Source organism: Aeromonas media (assembly GCF_020423125.1).
In the GTDB taxonomy this organism is placed as follows: Bacteria; Pseudomonadota; Gammaproteobacteria; order Enterobacterales; family Aeromonadaceae; genus Aeromonas; species Aeromonas media.
In genome coordinates, this window is sequence record NZ_CP075564.1 from 2,016,358 (window position 1) to 2,031,891 (window position 15,534).

Sequence of the window (15,534 nt, forward strand, 5' to 3'; positions counted from 1 at the left end):
GCCTGGGCAATCCCATTTATCGTTAGCTTTCATCCGGCTAGGGGTGTAATGAAAGTGCCATATGGATTCTTAATGAAAAAAATGTCTGGCACGAAGAGAGAATGGCACCCCTTAGGCGAGGATGTCAGGGTCAGTCTCTCCCCATCGAATGCAGCGGCGCCCATCATTTGAATGACAAAGAGGTCCGGGAGCCGATCGTCCTCACAGCGATAGCAACGGAGGCTTGTCTATTGGGGAGTGGGCTGGCAACATTTCGTTCACACTAACTCATCGGATCAGTTTGCAATGGACCTGCAACGCTTCAAAGCCAATCTCGCCCTGCGCCTGTTTGCCTGGCGCTATATTCCGGTCATCGGTTTTTGCGCCCCCGTCATCGAAGAGATGAACGCCAAGGCGCTGCGCATCCGCATTCCGCTGGGCTGGCGCACCCGCAACCACCTGGGCAGCATGTACTTCGGTGCGCTGGCAACTGGCGCCGATCTGGTGGGTGGCTTGCTGGTGATGGAGAAGGGGCGGGCACGGCGCAAGAAGGTGCACTTTGCCTTCAAAGACGTGCAGGGGGAGTTTCTGAAGCGCCCCGAAGGGGATGTGCAGTTTGATTGCGCGGCCGGCGAGACCATCGACGCCATGATAGACGAGTCACTGGCGACGGGGCAGCGCATCAACCGCCCCATCCAGGTGGTGGCCACCTGCCCGTCGCTCAACGGGGATGAGGCGATGGCGCGCTTCGTGCTGACCCTGTCGATCAAGGCCAGCTAGGCAGCCCCTGCTGGGCGTCAGGGTTCGGCCGATGGCCGGGCTCTGGTGCCATTGAGGATCAGGCCGCGAGACTTAAAGGATCTCGGGGCTGATACCTTCCTTTACCACAACTTTCATGCCGTTGAAGTTGACCACCTGCTCGGCCACTATCTTGCAGCGCTTGCGGGTCTCGACCTGACCGTCCACTTCCACCAGACCCTCTGCGACCAGCGCCTTGGCGGCACCGCCACAATCGGCCCAACCCTGATGTTTGATCAGGTCACACAAGGCAACGAAGGGGTGACCTTCGAGCAGAAACGTCTCCATGGGAAATCCTCTAGCTGGATGAATGCCTACACGGCAGGGCGGCCATTTTAGGCAGTTAGGCGGGGCAGGGAAAGGGCCAGGGCTCAATTGTCCCGAAAAAGGGGAACGGAGCGCGGCAAACAATCAGCCCGGCGAGGGCCGGGCTGATTGTGTCTGTGTGCCGTCGGTGCTCAAGGCAGCTTGACCACCGCTTCCCCCGTCACGGCGAGGGCGCCGCCTTGGGTGAAGATGCGGGTGGCCAGGGTGGCGATGGGCTTGTCGTCCCGCATGGCAATCACCTCCACCTCAGCCGTCACCTCGTCCCCGACAAAGACCGGCAGCTTGAAGCTGAGGTTCTGGCCCAGATAGATGCTCCCCTTGCCCGGCAACTGCTGGCCCAGCAGCCCGGAGAAGAGGCTGGCGAGCAACATACCGTGGACGATGGGGCGCTCGAACGCCGTGGTGGCGGCGAAGGCCGGATCCAGGTGCAAGGGGTTGAAATCCTCCGAGAGCGCGGCGAAGGCGGCCACCTCCGTCGCCCCGAACCGCTTGGTCAGGTGAGCCTTCTGGCCTATTTCAAGGGATTGTGGGCTCATGCGGCGTCCTCCTCGGTAGCGCTGGCAAACACGGGGTTGAGCCGCACCTTGACATAATGGCCGGGGGCGGGGGCCAGCCCCTCCGCCGGGATCCGCGCGGGAACGGGTTCCGACCCCTCGTCACGGCTCTGGATAAAGCCCATCATCTCGGGCCACCAGGATCCGCCCTGGTGCCTCGCCCCAGCAAGCCAGCTCTCCGGGCTCTCGGCCTCGGCCTCGCTCTGCCAGAAGCCGTACTTGTTGGCATCCGGCGGGTTGATGATGCCGGCGATGTGGCCCGATTCCGCCAGGATGAAGCGCTGCTCCCCGCCGAACAACTTCATGCCCTGCCAGGTGCCCTGCCAGAGGGCGATGTGATCGTCCACCGCCGAGACCAGCAGCACAGGGGTCTTCACCTTGGCGAGATCGATGCGGGTGTTGCGGATCTTGAGCTCCCCCTTCACCAGCTGGTTCTCCAGATAGAGACGACGCAGCAGGCTGTTGTGGGTCTTGCCCGCCACATTGGTGCTGTCGCTGTTCCAGTGCAGCAGATCGAAGGCCACCGGGCTCTGCCCCTTGAGGTAGCTGTCGATGTAGTAGTTCCAGTAGAGGCTGTTCTCCCGCAGCAGGCTGAAGGAGACCGCCAGCTGGCGCCCGTCCATGATGCCCTTGGCCTCATTTTGCGCCTCGAGCGCCGCTATGATGGGCTCGTGGATGAAGATGCCAAGCTCCCCGGGCTGGGAGAAGTCCAGCAGGGTGGTGAACAGGGTGGCGGTGCGCACCCGCTGCTTCTGGCGCCGCGCCGCCAGCCAGCCCATGGCCAAGGAGAGGGCAGTGCCGCCGATGCAGTAACCGATGCCGTGCACCTCCCGCTCGCCGGTGGCCGCCTCCACGGCGTCCAGGGCGGCGATGACCCCGTCCACCACGTAGTCGTCGAGATCGACTTGCGCCTGTGCCACCCCCGGGTTGCGCCAGGAGATCATGAACACCGTCTGGCCCTGGGCGACCAGCCAGGCCACCAGGGAGTTCTGGGGCCGCATGTCCATGATGTAGTACTTGTTGATGAAGGGGGGCACGATCAGTACCGGGGTCTTGCCCACCGTCTCGGTGGTCGGGCTGTACTGAATGAGCTCATAGAGCTCGGTGCGCTGCACCACCCGGCCCGGGGTGGTCGCCAGATCCCGGCCGAGCTCGAAGGCGGATTCGTCGGTCAGGCGGATGTTGAGCTGATCGGCGCTGCGCTCCAGATCCTCGGCCAGCAGAGCCAGCCCGCGTACCAGATTCTGGCCGTCGGACTCCAGGGTGAGTTTGAGCAGCTCCGGATTGGTGGCCAGGAAGTTGCTGGGGGCCATGGCGTTGACGTACTGACGGGTGAAGAAACGCAGCCGTTCCCGGCTCTTCTGGGGGACGCCCTCCAGGGCATCCACCGAGGCCAGCAGGTGCCTGGCGGTGAGCAAGTAAGACTGCTTGAGGTAGTCATAGAGGGGGTGCTCGCTCCAGGCCTCGGCCTTGAAGCGGCGATCGCTGCGCTCCGGGGTGATCACCGGCTCGCTCTGCTGGCCTGCGCTCTTGAGCAGGGTGTGCTGCATCAGCTTGAGCTGATCTTGCCACCAGTTCATCTGAGACTGGATCAGTTGCCAGGGCTGCTGGCTGCCTTGCTCCAGCACCTGGCCCAGATCGTCCAGATTGGTCTGCAGAAGGGCCTGGGCTGTACGCTCTGTCTGGGCCTTGGCCATGGCCAGCAGCTTTTCATTGTAGTGGGCCAGGGCCTCGAACAGCGGGCCATAAGATGGTTGGCTCATGTGCTCTACTTCACCCACACCCGAGGCGGGAACGAGCCCGTCCTGTCGAGTCGTGGGGAGATGTGGCTGCCCGAGCGGGCAGCCAGGGGTTATCAGGCCTTGCCCGTGCTCTTCTTGATGCCGTCCGCGGTCAGGGTATCCAGTTCTTCCTTGAACTGCTGGCCGAGGGCGCTCAGCTTCTGGATATCGTCCAGCATCTGGCGGGAGAGCTGGCTGGCGGTCTCCAGTTGCACTGTGCCGAGCGCTGCCAGGCTCTGGGTATCCTGCACCTTGCTCACGGCCTGCAACTGGTTGAGGCCCAGTTCGGCGTAGGCGTTGGCGGAGGCGAGCTGCAACCGGGTCAGCTGTTCAATATTGCTGGCCAGCAACTGGTTGTAGCGGGTGAGGGGGGAGGCAAAGCCTTGCATCTGCTCGGTAAAGCTCTTGAGTATGTCCATATTCATCATGCGTCTCCATTTCGGCTGAACTGTATTGTTATGAGCCAACTGGCCCAGAGTGGGTACAACTCGTCATCCATGTTCACGTGTTGTTTGCTCTGTTCAAACACACGTTTGAGCATTCTGCAATCAAATGCGGTTTGGTGTAAATGACATAAATGTTAATATCTGTTTGAATTTTTTTGTCAGCGTTCCTCGCCGGGAGTGGGGTCAGACGAGAGGTGACGCACGGGGCCTGGTGCACGCTCGTCCCGCCAGCGCCGCGCTGGTAGGCTGGCACGTCATTCAGACTGCCAAGGAATCCCGATGAACCCTCTCGCCCTGCTGCTCGGTTGCTCCGCGCTGGCCCTCGCCGGCACCGCCCAGGCCAGCACTCCGGTCCAGATCTCCCTGCCCGGCATCAACCTGCCTTCGTCCCACCAGGTGGAAGGCGCACGCGCCTCCTTCCTGTATGGCCGCACCGGCCAGGTGAAGGGCATTGACCTGCCGGTGTTCGCACTCTCCGACGTGGATCAGTTCACCGGTCTGCAGCTCGGCATCTTCTTCGGCGCTGGTCGGGTGCGCCATCAGTTCGGCGGGGTCGCCATCAATGCCGTCAACTGGCATGAGGGGCAGGACACCGGGGTCAACCTGGGCTTCGTCAACCTGACCAACAATGTGCAGGGGCTGAACTGGGGGGCGGTCAACATCGCCCAAGGCAATGCCTTGGCCAACGTCGGCTTTGTCAATTATGCCGAGCGCACCACCTTCCAGCTTGGTTTCATCAATGCCACAAAACACCTTGATGGTCTGCAGATAGGCCTCGCCAACTACGCCGAGAACGGCATCTTCCCCATCTTGCCCCTCATCAATTTCAAGAAATCCTTCTAGGAGGGGAGCCTGACCTTGCTTTAGGAGGCGCAGCCATTACCCTGTGCTCCATCAATAGTGAGCAAAGGTGACAGGGGCATGACAACGGAACACATGGATGCGATCGGCATCGGTTGGGATGTAAGGGGCTGGCAGGGCAATGCCCAGGCGCTGGCCGTGGTGGGCTGGCAGAGCCGCACGCAGCAGTTGCACTGGCTCGGGGTCTCCCCTCTGTTTCGATTGAGCTCCCGGGTGGCGCCGGATCTGGATGCCTTGCTGCGTCCGGCGCTGCAAGACGAGATGGCGCTGATGCAGGCGCTGGCCTGCCCGCGACTGGCACTCGGCATCGACGCCCCGCTGGCATTTCCCCGTGCCCTCGGCGAGTTGCTGGCGGGGAGGGGCGTCGAGTGCGCCGTGCCCCAGCGGGAGATAGACAACCCCTATGCCTATCGGGACTGCGAGCGCTGGTTGCATCAGCAATACGGCAAGAAGCCGCTATCGGCCACCTTCGACAGACTCGGCAACAACGCCACTCTGGCGCTCTCCATGTTGCCGCGCCTTGGGGGTCTGCAGCTTGTGCCCAGGTTGGCGCCCCATGCCGAGCGCGCCGTGCTGGAGGTCTATCCGGCCCTCGCCAAGGTGGCAGGCAAGGCCTCACCGGCCAGGGAGGAGGTAGCGGCCTCCTTGCCAGCTGATGTGGTGGCCGGGACGGATCGCTACGACGCCGCCCTCTGCGCCCTGATGGCGCTGCAATATGCCGCCGGGGGAGCCGTCACCTCCCTGCCGGATCTTGTCTCTGTGCCCCCCGACTTCCCCCTGGACGAAGGCTGGGTCTATCACTTCGCCAGGCCCTAAGCCTTAACTACAAAGCCCGGGGTCATCGGCCTCGGGCTCAGTGCCATCCACGCCTAGTCGCTCTTACTCGATGCTGTCTCCCGCCATCCGCCTGCCTGTATTAAAAATGCCCTCATATGCCATCAAACAAGAGTATGAAGAACCCATGTCACACCGACGAGACCGAGACGGTTTTGGTTCACCAAGTTGAACAAGGGCGGAGGACGTTGGCGTAACACTCCATGGAATGGTCATTTCGCCGCATAAATGGTGAGGGTTACCGGGAATCACTGGCAGAGCCCGCTCTGCATCCGATATATTGCCCGCTTTCCTCATGCTTCTTCAGTGGTGGTGTCGATGAAACGCATTCTCTCTATCCAGTCCCACGTGGTATTTGGCTGTGCCGGCAACAGCGCCGCCGTCTTCCCCATGCGCCGTCTCGGCATGGAGGTCTGGCCCGTCAACACGGTGCAGTTTTCCAATCACACCCAGTACGCGGCAGGCTGGCAGGGGATGGCAATGCCCGCCGGCCATATCAGCGCCCTGTGCAAGGGGCTGGGGGATATAGAAGTACTGGGGCGGTGCGATGCCGTGCTGAGCGGCTATCTGGGCTCGGCGGAGCAGGGGAGCGAGATCCTGACCGTGGTGGCTGCGGTCAAGGCGGCCAATCCGGCGGCTATCTATTTTTGCGATCCCGTCATGGGCCACCCGGAGAAGGGGTGCATAGTCGCCCCCGGTGTGACCCGCTTCCTCACCGAGCAGGCGCTGCCGGTGGCGGACATCATGGCCCCCAACCTGCTGGAGCTGGAGACCCTGTGCGGCGCCCACCTGACGACCCTGGCCCAGACCCGCGCCGCCGCCCACCAACTGCTGGAAAGCGGCGTCAAGATGGTGCTGGTCAAGCATCTGGGGCGTGCCGCCCGCGAGCCGGGTCGCTTCGAGATGCTCTTGGCTACCCCGGATGGGGATTACCTGATCGCCCGTCCGCTCTATGAATTTGCCCGCCAACCGGTGGGGGTGGGGGATCTCATCAGCGCCCTGATGCTGGCCAACCTGCAGGCGGGGTTTGATGCGGTGACGGCGTTTGAGCGCACCAATGCGGCTGTGGATACTGTGCTGCGGCACACCTGGCAGGCGCAGGCCTACGAGTTGCAGCTGATCGCGGCCCAGGCCGCCTTCGCCGAGCCGCAGATCGCACACAGGGCCGAGCGGCTGGCCGACGGGGTGGTGTGATGCCTCAACCGTGATCGGCCAAGCTCATCCTTGGCTGATCACGGTTGTACGGCCTGAAAATGCTCCACTGTGGGGAAGGGATCGTAGAAGTGGTGGAGCAGCGCCTTCCACTCCTGATACTGAGGGGAGCCGCGAAATCCCTGGGTATGATCCTCGAGCCGTTGCCAGTTGACCAGCAGCAGGTAGCGGTGGGGATCGGTCAGTGAGCGTTGCAACTGGTGGCCGGCGTAACCGGGCTGGGTGCTGATGATGCACTGGGCCTGCTCGAATGCCTGCTCGAAGGCGGCAGCCTGGCCCGGGATGATCTGCAGCGGGGCGACTTCCAATATCATGATGGATCCTTGCCGTTTCTCGATGAAGGGGCCATTTCAGCAGCGAATGCACCAATAAACAAGGTCAGCCTCAGGGCCTTTCTCTTGTACGCAAGCTCCCGAACATCACTCAGATTTTATTGAGCTCTTGTTCCCGCCAGTGGGCACCATCTTTTGTTATCGGCCCAGGGCAATTTCACATGCCACTCACCAACCCCATCCAATGAGCACAGGCACAATCTGCTCAGGTTGAACGCCATGACCCGCTGCCTTGCCCTGTTCCCGCCGAGATGGAAGGTGTCTACTGGTTCACGGCTGCGCATGCACAACAACATGCGCTGTTACTGGTGCTGGAAGAGAGGCTCATGCTCTCCTTTGGTCATCGGAGCGTGCACACACCAGCGAGTTATTGCTGTTGGCGGCCACAGAACAGCCGGTGGTCGGGTTGATGGCACAGAAAACATGGGCCAGTGATATTCGTCAGCAAAGCCAGCGGTACCTGCATGCCACAAGGCCTTACCAGGAGAAGGAGAGCGATAAGTGGGAGGGGAGATCAAGAGAGGTGGCCGAGATGACCAGGGTCATCTCGACAATCCCGGTTTGGCGCAAGGGGCGGGCTTGGGCATAATGACGCCCCATCACCATGTACCTTGTCCCGCGCCTACAACGTTCGGGGAGGGGACATGGCAACGCGCAGAGGAGACAAGATGAAATTTATCGGCGCCCACGTCAGTGCGGCCGGCGGGGTGGAGAACACCATAGCCCGTGCCCAGGCTATCGGGGCCAACGCCTTCGCCCTGTTCACCAAGAATCAGCGCCAGTGGCAGGCGGCGCCTCTGTCGCAGGCCAGCATCCGCGCCTTCAAGCAGGCTTGCGACAAGGGGGGCTTTCGCCCCGAGCAGATCCTGCCCCACGACAGCTACCTCATCAACCTGGGCCACCCCGATCCCGATGCCCTGGCCAAGTCACGGGATGCATTTTTGGACGAGATCAAACGCTGCGAGCAGCTCGGGCTCTGCTATCTGAACTTTCACCCCGGCAGTCACCTCAAGCAGATCCCCGAGGCGGCGAGTCTGAAACTGGTGAGCGAGTCCATCAACTGGGCGCTGGAACGCAGCGAAGGGGTTACCGCGGTGATCGAGAACACCGCCGGCCAGGGCACCAACCTCGGCTGGTCGTTCGAACACCTGGCCACCCTGATTGAGGGGGTGGAGGACAAGAGCCGGGTCGGCGTCTGCTTTGACACCTGCCACGCCTTCGCCGCCGGTTACGATCTGCGCACCCCGGAGTCCTGCGTCGCCGTGTTCGCCGACTTTGACCGCATCGTGGGCTTTGAGTACCTCAAGGGGATGCATATCAACGGGGCCAAGTGTACCTTCGGTAGTCGGGTCGATCGCCACCACAGCCTGCGGGAGGGGAATCTCGGGGAGGCGGTATTCCACCACATCATGAACGACCACCGTTTCGATGGCATTCCGCTTATCCTCGAGACCATAGACGAGACGATCTGGAGTGACGAGATAAGCTGGCTGCGCAGCCTGGCCAGGGCCTGAGCCGCAGGGACAGCCCGAATAGATGGTGCTGTCCCGTCCTATGGCCGGGGCCATTACCCACACGAGGAGACAAGATGCAATCACAGGGAACCGCGCCACTGCTGCGCTGGGGGATCGCCGGGGCGGGTGCCATCGCCAGGCGTTTTTGCCGCGACGTCAATCAGTACGCCAGGGGCGGGCGTGTGGTGGCGATCGCCGCCCGGGATCAGGGGCGGGCCGACGAGTTCGCCCGTGAGCAGGGGCTGGAGTTTGCCTATGGCAGCTATCAGGCCCTGGCCGAGAGCCCCGAGGTGGAGGCCGTCTATGTGGCTGTGATCCACCCACAGCACGCCGCCCTGATCAGGCAGATGCTGCTGGCGGGCAAGCACGTGCTGGTGGAGAAACCGGCGGTGACCCGGTTGAGGGATTGGGACGCCCTGGTGGCACTCGCCCATGAGCGCGGCCTGTTGCTGCTCGAAGCCATGAAGGTGATGTGTTTCCCCGCCATGCGTGCCCTGCTGCAGCGGCTGCCTCTGCTGCCCGCGCCCCGCAACCTGCGCGCGGCGTTTGGCTCGGCCCCGCCCCGGGTCGGCAAACTGTTCGATCCTGCCCTGGACGGCGGCGCCGCCTGGGATGTGGGGGTCTACCCGCTGTGGCTCTATGCCGCCCTCTGCGAGCGACTGGGGCTCGCGACCAAGGCCCCCGAAGTGGCGCTGGAACGGGCACCGGGGGAGGTGGACCTCGCGGCCCGCTTCAACTTCGGCGGCCCCTTCTCGGCCGAGCTATGCGCCTCCATCGCCGAAGATCTCGACAGAGAAGCCTGGCTCTCGGGGGAGGAGTGGACCCTGGTCATCGAGGGCAAGTGGTGGAACCCCCAGCACATTCGCTGGCAGGGCGGTACGCCGCCGGCCGCCTGGCCGGAGGACATCTACCTGCCGGTGCAGGGGGGCGGCATGCAACACGAGGCGGATCATTTCACCGACTGTATCCGCCACCGGCTGCTGGACTCTCCCTGGCTGTCCCATGCCCTGACGCGGCGGGTGCTGGGCTGGGTCGAGACGGGGCTGCATGGTGCGGGCCGATAGCGCCACTCTTTTTCCCGCACTCCAGAGGGCGCCACGGCGCCCTCTGTTGTTTGACCGTGGCTGTAGGCTCAGGGAGTGGGCAGGCTCTGGGTACGGCAGAAGGTGAGGAAGCGGCGCAGGGCCGCGGAGTGGAACTTCTGCTTGTGCCAGACGAGGGATAGCTGGCGAGGGAAGGTCTGGCTAGGGGTGAGCGCCACCAGGCGGCCGCTGTGCAGCCGATCGGAGACCGCGAGGCGGGAGATAAAGGAGATGCCGAGCCCCTTCTCCACCGCCAGCATCACCGCCTCCAGGGTGTTGAGCTCGAGCCCCGCCTGCCAGCGCGGCAGCCTGGGCTGGATCTGCTGCTCGAACTGCTCGCGGCTCCCTGATTGGGGCTCGCGCAGCACCCAGGTTTCGCCTGCGAGCAGGGAAAGGGGCAGATCCCGCTGCCCCGCCAGGGGGTGCTGGGGCGGGGCTATGATCAGCATCTCGTCTTCAAGCCAGAACTCGCTCACCAGCTCCGGGTGATGGTTCTCCCCCTCGATGAGAGCCAGATCCAGCTCGAAGTGGGCGAGGGAGTGGCACAGCAGGTGGGTGTTGGCGATGGTCACTCTGGGGGCGGCGCCCAGCTCCTGGGCGCCGCCCGCCAGCAGACTGGGCAGCAGGTAGTTGCCTATGGTCTGGCTGGCCCCCAGGCGCAGCTGGCCGCTCGGCTCGGCATCCGGACTGAACAACTGCTCTATCTCCTGCATCCGGGTCAGCAGCTCCTCGGCGGCCGGTTGCAGCAGGCGCCCTTCGTTGTTGAGCTGGAGCCTGGGATGTACCCGATCGAACAGCGGGGTGGCGAGTTGGCGCTCCAGCTCCTGCAACGACTGGGAGACGGCCCCCTTGCTGAGGCAGAGCTCGCCCGCTGCGCCACCCAGGTTGCCGTGGCGGGCTATGGTGGCGAACACCTTGAGTTGTTGCAGGGTCAGTTTCATGTTGTTTGATTTTCCTAAACGCTTTGTTCAATTCATTTAGATATCGTAAACGATAGACCCTCTTTATCCTATGCACATCGTCATCCACAAGAGGGTACCAGTCATGATCGCACGCACCCGTCGCTCCCTTGCCGCCGCCCCGACCCCCATGGCCGGGCTGGCTCTCGGGATCGCCAGCCTCGGCTGGTGTTGGGAAAATGCCGGTCAGTTCGATGGCCGCCTGCAACTGCTGGGAGCCGCCATCGCTGCCGTGCTGCTCCTCGTTCTCACCATCAAGTTCCTGCTGCACCCGCGTCTGCTGTGGCAGGATCTCGCTCACCCTGTGGTGGGCAGCGTGGTGCCCACCTATGCCATGGGAACCATGGTGGTCTCCAAGGCGGTCGGGCTGCTGGCCCCGACCCTGGGTCAGGGGCTCTGGTTGTTTGCGGTGATCCTTCACCTGGTGTTCCTCGCCACCTTCGTCTGGCACAGGGCCAAGGCGTTTGAAATTCACCACATGGTGCCGAGCTGGTTCGTGCCGCCGGTGGGGATCATCGTGGCCGACGTCGCCTACCCGGGTGGCCCCTTCGCTGCCCTTGCCAATGGCCTGCTCTGGTTCGGCATGGCCTGCTACGGCCTGATGCTGCCGCTGATGCTCTATCGCCTCATCTTCAGCCACGAGGTGCCGGATGCTGCCAAGCCCACCATCGCCATCCTGGCGGCTCCTGCCAGCCTGTCGCTCGCCGGCTACCTGACCGTGAGCCAGGATCCCTCCCTGCTGCTGGTGGCCGTGCTGCTGGGGATAGCCGTGCTGATGACAGGCATCATCTACCTGGCCTTCATCAAGCTGCTGCGCCTGCCGTTCTCGCCGGGTTATGCCGCCTTCACCTTCCCCCTGGTGATCGGCGCCACCGCCCTGTTCAAGGTGGGTCAGTTGCTGTCGCAGTGGCCAGAGGCGGTCGACTATGTTGCGCAGATCAATCAGCTGGCCTATCTGGAACTTGGTGCGGCGACCCTGATCGTCGGCTATGTGGTGCTGCGTTACCTGATGTTTTTCCTGCCGCTGGGCCAGGTCGGCATGCTGGATCAGCCCGTGCGTCGCTAAGGTGCAGCCGGTCTCATCAACGAGCAGACCCCGCCTGGCGGGGTCTGCTGCATAAGGGCCTGGCTCAAGGAGTGAGCGGCAGTCACCGACAGGGTGACAGGAGCCTGCAGTCAATTCGTGAAAAGGCTCAAATAGTCGCTCATTCAGGTGATATTAAGGTGGTTTTCACTGGTATTACCTGTCAGGATGGCCGCAATTGCCCACTTTCACCGTTTGATAGTACCCATGCCCTCCCAAGATCCCGTGTTTGATTCTGCCTTCCAGACCCGTTTGCTGCACCCGCGTTACTGGCTGAGCTGGCTCGCCCTCGGTGTGCTCGGCGTGCTCGCCTATGTGCCGCCCCGTTTGCGTGACAAGCTGGCTGATGCCTTGGCGCCCCTGGTGCTCAAGATCTCGAAGAAGCAGGTCTACATCGCCAGAACCAACCTCGCCATCTGCTTCAAGGAGCAGAGCGAGGCAGAGCGGGACGCCATTCTGATGACCTCGATCCGGGTCGGCCTCAAGAGCCTGCTGGGGTTCGGCGAGTTCACGGTGCGCAGCCCCGAGTACCTGATGAAGCGCATCCAGGTGAGCGGATGGGAACACATTGATGCCGAGCAAGCCGCAGGCCGTCCGGTGATCCTGGTGGTGCCCCACAGCTGGCCCATCGATGCGGCGGGCTACTACTTCTCCCAGCGGGGCCTGCCCATGTGCACCATGATGAAGAGCGCCCGCAACCCGGTGTTCGACTGGCACATCAACCGCGAGCGGGCCAAGAATGGCTGCCGCGTCTATGAACGCAGCGCCGGCATCAAGCCGGTGATCAAGGCGGTCAAGTCCGGTCTGAGCTTCTTCTATCTGCCGGATCAGGATCATGGCCGCGAGGCGAGCCTGTTCGTGCCCTTCTTCAAGCATCCCAAGGCGACCCTGCCGGCCCTGCCACGGCTGGTCAAGCTGACCGGTGCCCGCGCCGTGCCGGTGCTGGCCTGCTATGACGAGGCGGCGCACTGCTACCGGCTGGAGATCGAGGCCCCCTTCGCCGACTACCCGAGCGATGACCTGATGGCCGATACCTGCCGCATGAACGATTGCGTGGAGCGGCAGCTGACTCGCCACCCGGGACAGTACATGTGGTTCCTCAAGATCTTCGATACTCGCGAGGATCAGGAGGGGGAAGACGGCCTCTATGAAGAGGGCATACGTCGCATCCGCAAGGGACTCAGCCCTCATTCCTGAACCGCAGCTTGATGTGCATTTCCAAGTGGCCCCATGTGGGCCACTTTTTATTTCTAACTAGTCTGATCAGTGACTTGGCGACCCGCCTTGGGGGATCTCGGGTAGAAAAAAATGTCAGGATCACTAAAATGACGGTCTGTTTTGATGATTCGATGGCGACCATGTCCGCACAAGATCCGGTGTTTGACACCTCCTTTCATCTGCGTCTGCTGCACCCCCGTCTGTGGGGTAGCTGGCTGGCGCTTGCCCTGCTCTCCCTGCTGGCCTGGATCCCGGCCAGCTACAGAGACAAGCTGGCCGATGCCCTGGCGCCCCTGTTGCTGCGCTTCTCCAGGAAGCAGGCCTACATCGCCGAGACCAACCTCAAGATCTGTTTCCCCGCGCTGGATGCGGTCGGGCGCGAGCGGTTGCTGCTCAAGTCCATCCGGGTCGGCCTCAAGACCTTCATGGGCTTTGGCGAGCTCACCTGGCGCAGCCCCGCCTTCCTCAAACGGCGGATCAAGGTGCGTGGCTGGGAGCATATCGAAGCCGAGCTGGCCGCCGGGCGCCCCATGATCTTCGTGGTGCCCCACACCTGGGCGGTGGACATGATCGGCCGCTACCTGACCGATGAGGGGGTGCCCCTGTGCACCATGATGAAGAGCCCCAAGGATGCGGTGTTCGACTGGTATATCAACCGCGAGCGCAGCAAAGGCGGGCGTGTCTATGAGCGCAGCGTCGGCATCAAGCCGGCCATCAAGGCCCTGCGCAGCGGCGACAGCTTCTTCTATCTGCCGGATCAGGATCATGGCCGGGAGGCGAGCATCTTCGTGCCCTTCTTCGGCCACCCCAAGGCGACCCTGCCGGCCCTCCCCAAGCTGGTGAAGCTGACCGGCGCCCGGGCCATGCCTATCCTGGCCTGCTATGACGAGGATGAGGGCTGCTACCGGCTCGAGGTGGAGCCGCCGTTCGACCCTTATCCCACCGCTGATCTGGAGGCGGATGTCAACGCCATGAACCGCACCGTGGAGCAGCAGCTCGGCCGCTTCCCCGAGCAGTACATGTGGTTTCTCAAGATTTTCGAGACCCAAGCGGATAACGAAGGGGAGGATGGCCTCTACGAAGAGGGGATCCGGCGCATCCGCCAGGGGCTGCCCCCCGAGCATTGAACCACAGGGTTCCCTTGCGGGTCGTTTTGACAACCAGGGAGAGGTGGTTGGCGCGGGGCATACCAGGCCACTCCCGGCAAGTGGCCGGTGGGGGACCAAAGCGGGGCCCTGTCTGGCCTCCCGTCATGTGCAAACAGGCGCAAACAAGGTGCAAACAAGGTGCAAATAAGGTAAAAGGGCGGTCATGAAAATTCCAAATCGAATCCAACCTCTGGTTGATGACGGCCTGGTCGACGATGTCATCAGCCGGCTGATGAGCGGCAAAGAAGCCGACGTCTATGTGGTGCGCTGCGGCGACGAGATCCGCTGCGCCAAAGTTTATAAAGAGGCCTCCAAACGCAGCTTCAAGCAGGCCGTGGTCTATCAGGAAGGGCGCAAGGTGCGGGGCAGCCGCGATGCTCGCGCCATGGAGAAGGGCTCCAAGTACGGTCGCAAGCAGCACGAAGAGGTGTGGCAGAACACCGAGGTGGATGCCCTGTTCAAGCTGGCTGCTGCCGGCGTGCGGGTGCCCACCCCCTATGTCTGCCTGGACGGCGTGCTCTTGATGGAGCTCATCACTGACGCCGACGGCAACGTCGCGCCCCGCCTCAACGACGTGGCGCTCTCGCCCGAGCAGGCGCTCATCGATCACGGCAAGGTGATCCGCTACGTGGTGCGCATGCTCTGCGCCGGCCTCATCCACGGGGATCTCTCCGAGTTCAACGTGCTGGTGGACGAGCAGGGCCCCGTCATCATCGACCTGCCCCAGGTGGTGAATGCCGCCGCCAACAACCAGGCCAGGGCCATGCTGGAGCGGGACGTCAACAACATGCGCAACTACTACGGCATCTATGCTCCCGAGCTGCTCAAGACCCGTTATGCCAGGGAGATGTGGGCCCTGTTCGAAGATGGCAAGCTCGGCCCGGAAACCGAGCTGACCGGCCTGTTCGAGGAGAGTGCCGAGGCCATCGATGTGGACGGGGTGCTGCACGAGATCGAGAGTGCACAGGAAGAGGCCATGGCCCGTCGTGCCAGGCTGAAGGCCGAGCAGGAAGAGGAGTTCTGATGCGCACTTGAGGCGCGCCTCCTGTCTACTTTCCTTGTGTCAGGGCACCGACCTCTATCAGGCTGGTTGTGCAAAGGGGTTGCAATGACGAGAGGGGCTATGTGCCCCTCTTTGTTTAAGTGGTGGATCAGCCGGGAACATGGTTGCCACTTCACAAGCTGGCTCCGCAAGTCTGCCTGCTGGTTCGGCGTGCAACCACAAACACCAGTGTACACACGGCGATCGGCACCAGAAAATCCACCACACTCCCCAGTTCCCAGACGCTGGGATCGAATCCTCCCCACCAAGGCATGTTGATCCTTCGCCCCTGCCCGAACAGCGCTATCCATCTATATTCTGCCTGTGTCTGCTCTCGTGCGACAAACCATATGCACCCCATGA

At 62.8% G+C, this 15,534-nt stretch carries 16 protein-coding genes; 10 read left to right on the top strand and 6 right to left on the bottom strand.

Going from position 1 to position 15,534, the window contains the following annotated elements:
• Positions 1–285 precede the first annotated feature (285 nt).
• On the top strand, positions 286–759 hold the full coding sequence (locus KI797_RS09230) for a DUF4442 domain-containing protein (protein WP_042649099.1): 474 nt from the start codon (positions 286–288) through the stop codon (positions 757–759).
• 72 nt (positions 760–831) lie between these two features.
• Here the strand turns inward: KI797_RS09230 and ybcJ are convergent, their stop codons facing one another.
• The 4 genes from ybcJ to KI797_RS09250 form a co-directional block, all read right to left on the bottom strand.
• Positions 832–1,065: a ribosome-associated protein YbcJ gene (ybcJ, locus tag KI797_RS09235; RefSeq protein ID WP_005324920.1), complete on the bottom strand. Its 234-nt coding sequence runs from the start codon at positions 1,063–1,065 to the stop codon at positions 832–834.
• A 170-nt stretch (positions 1,066–1,235) separates the two neighbouring features.
• Positions 1,236–1,640, bottom strand: a complete 405-nt coding sequence (locus KI797_RS09240; protein ID WP_042649100.1) for a MaoC family dehydratase — start codon at positions 1,638–1,640, stop codon at positions 1,236–1,238.
• Entirely contained in the window at positions 1,637–3,421 is a 1,785-nt protein-coding gene (locus tag KI797_RS09245; RefSeq protein ID WP_226172696.1) for a class I poly(R)-hydroxyalkanoic acid synthase, read from the bottom strand. The genes KI797_RS09240 and KI797_RS09245 overlap by 4 nt, the downstream gene beginning before the upstream one ends.
• 92 nt (positions 3,422–3,513) lie before the next feature.
• Positions 3,514–3,864, bottom strand: a complete 351-nt coding sequence (locus tag KI797_RS09250; protein WP_041205680.1) for a phasin family protein — start codon at positions 3,862–3,864, stop codon at positions 3,514–3,516.
• Positions 3,865–4,164: 300 nt separating this feature from the next.
• On the opposite strand from KI797_RS09250, the gene KI797_RS09255 reads away from it, so the two are divergent.
• The 3 genes from KI797_RS09255 to pdxY all read left to right on the top strand — a co-directional run bounded on the left by KI797_RS09255 (position 4,165) and on the right by pdxY (position 6,774).
• On the top strand, positions 4,165–4,728 hold the full coding sequence (locus KI797_RS09255) for a VC2662 family protein (RefSeq protein ID WP_005324927.1): 564 nt from the start codon (positions 4,165–4,167) through the stop codon (positions 4,726–4,728).
• Between the two features lie 78 nt (positions 4,729–4,806).
• Positions 4,807–5,562 (top strand): DUF429 domain-containing protein, encoded by a 756-nt coding sequence (locus KI797_RS09260; RefSeq protein WP_226172702.1) that lies wholly within the window; start codon positions 4,807–4,809, stop codon positions 5,560–5,562.
• Positions 5,563–5,898: 336 nt separating this feature from the next.
• Positions 5,899–6,774, top strand: a complete 876-nt coding sequence (pdxY, locus tag KI797_RS09265; RefSeq protein ID WP_041205684.1) for a pyridoxal kinase PdxY — start codon at positions 5,899–5,901, stop codon at positions 6,772–6,774.
• A gap of 38 nt (positions 6,775–6,812) precedes the next feature.
• On the opposite strand, the gene KI797_RS09270 is transcribed toward pdxY, so the two are convergent.
• Positions 6,813–7,106: an antibiotic biosynthesis monooxygenase family protein gene (locus tag KI797_RS09270; RefSeq protein WP_041205686.1), complete on the bottom strand. Its 294-nt coding sequence runs from the start codon at positions 7,104–7,106 to the stop codon at positions 6,813–6,815.
• Positions 7,107–7,792: 686 nt separating this feature from the next.
• Here KI797_RS09270 and nfo point away from each other — a divergent pair.
• Together nfo and KI797_RS09280 are read left to right on the top strand one after the other, a co-directional pair.
• A complete protein-coding gene (nfo, locus tag KI797_RS09275; RefSeq protein ID WP_005324932.1) occupies positions 7,793–8,638 on the top strand; it encodes a deoxyribonuclease IV in 846 nt (281 codons plus the stop codon).
• A 74-nt stretch (positions 8,639–8,712) separates the two neighbouring features.
• Positions 8,713–9,702, top strand: coding sequence for a Gfo/Idh/MocA family protein (locus KI797_RS09280; RefSeq protein WP_041205689.1), 990 nt, complete (start codon positions 8,713–8,715; stop codon positions 9,700–9,702).
• Between the two features lie 68 nt (positions 9,703–9,770).
• Here KI797_RS09280 and KI797_RS09285 read toward each other — a convergent pair whose 3' ends face one another.
• The gene (locus KI797_RS09285; RefSeq protein ID WP_042649102.1) at positions 9,771–10,661 is read right to left on the bottom strand and encodes a LysR substrate-binding domain-containing protein; all 891 of its coding nucleotides are present in this window, start codon (positions 10,659–10,661) and stop codon (positions 9,771–9,773) included.
• A gap of 103 nt (positions 10,662–10,764) precedes the next feature.
• Between KI797_RS09285 and KI797_RS09290 the strand changes: the two genes are divergently transcribed.
• The 4 genes from KI797_RS09290 (at position 10,765) to KI797_RS09305 (ending at position 15,153) form a co-directional block, all read left to right on the top strand.
• Positions 10,765–11,745, top strand: a complete 981-nt coding sequence (locus KI797_RS09290) for a TDT family transporter (protein ID WP_041205690.1) — start codon at positions 10,765–10,767, stop codon at positions 11,743–11,745.
• Between the two features lie 225 nt (positions 11,746–11,970).
• Positions 11,971–12,960 (top strand): lauroyl-Kdo(2)-lipid IV(A) myristoyltransferase, encoded by a 990-nt coding sequence (lpxM, locus tag KI797_RS09295; RefSeq protein ID WP_041205691.1) that lies wholly within the window; start codon positions 11,971–11,973, stop codon positions 12,958–12,960.
• Positions 12,961–13,112: 152 nt separating this feature from the next.
• Positions 13,113–14,108 carry an LpxL/LpxP family acyltransferase gene (locus KI797_RS09300; protein ID WP_226173062.1) on the top strand — a complete coding sequence of 332 codons (996 nt, stop codon included), beginning with the start codon at positions 13,113–13,115 and terminating at the stop codon, positions 14,106–14,108.
• Between the two features lie 184 nt (positions 14,109–14,292).
• Positions 14,293–15,153, top strand: coding sequence for a PA4780 family RIO1-like protein kinase (locus KI797_RS09305; protein ID WP_005324946.1), 861 nt, complete (start codon positions 14,293–14,295; stop codon positions 15,151–15,153).
• Positions 15,154–15,534 lie beyond the last annotated feature (381 nt).

Coding starts and splice junctions, on each gene's coding strand:
- KI797_RS09230 (WP_042649099.1), top strand. CDS start 286: ATGGACCTGCAACGCTTCAAAGCCAATCTCGCCCTGCGCCTGTTTGCC.
- ybcJ (WP_005324920.1), bottom strand. CDS start 1,065: ATGGAGACGTTTCTGCTCGAAGGTCACCCCTTCGTTGCCTTGTGTGAC.
- KI797_RS09240 (WP_042649100.1), bottom strand. CDS start 1,640: ATGAGCCCACAATCCCTTGAAATAGGCCAGAAGGCTCACCTGACCAAG.
- KI797_RS09245 (WP_226172696.1), bottom strand. CDS start 3,421: ATGAGCCAACCATCTTATGGCCCGCTGTTCGAGGCCCTGGCCCACTAC.
- KI797_RS09250 (WP_041205680.1), bottom strand. CDS start 3,864: ATGAATATGGACATACTCAAGAGCTTTACCGAGCAGATGCAAGGCTTT.
- KI797_RS09255 (WP_005324927.1), top strand. CDS start 4,165: ATGAACCCTCTCGCCCTGCTGCTCGGTTGCTCCGCGCTGGCCCTCGCC.
- KI797_RS09260 (WP_226172702.1), top strand. CDS start 4,807: ATGACAACGGAACACATGGATGCGATCGGCATCGGTTGGGATGTAAGG.
- pdxY (WP_041205684.1), top strand. CDS start 5,899: ATGAAACGCATTCTCTCTATCCAGTCCCACGTGGTATTTGGCTGTGCC.
- KI797_RS09270 (WP_041205686.1), bottom strand. CDS start 7,106: ATGATATTGGAAGTCGCCCCGCTGCAGATCATCCCGGGCCAGGCTGCC.
- nfo (WP_005324932.1), top strand. CDS start 7,793: ATGAAATTTATCGGCGCCCACGTCAGTGCGGCCGGCGGGGTGGAGAAC.
- KI797_RS09280 (WP_041205689.1), top strand. CDS start 8,713: ATGCAATCACAGGGAACCGCGCCACTGCTGCGCTGGGGGATCGCCGGG.
- KI797_RS09285 (WP_042649102.1), bottom strand. CDS start 10,661: ATGAAACTGACCCTGCAACAACTCAAGGTGTTCGCCACCATAGCCCGC.
- KI797_RS09290 (WP_041205690.1), top strand. CDS start 10,765: ATGATCGCACGCACCCGTCGCTCCCTTGCCGCCGCCCCGACCCCCATG.
- lpxM (WP_041205691.1), top strand. CDS start 11,971: ATGCCCTCCCAAGATCCCGTGTTTGATTCTGCCTTCCAGACCCGTTTG.
- KI797_RS09300 (WP_226173062.1), top strand. CDS start 13,113: ATGGCGACCATGTCCGCACAAGATCCGGTGTTTGACACCTCCTTTCAT.
- KI797_RS09305 (WP_005324946.1), top strand. CDS start 14,293: ATGAAAATTCCAAATCGAATCCAACCTCTGGTTGATGACGGCCTGGTC.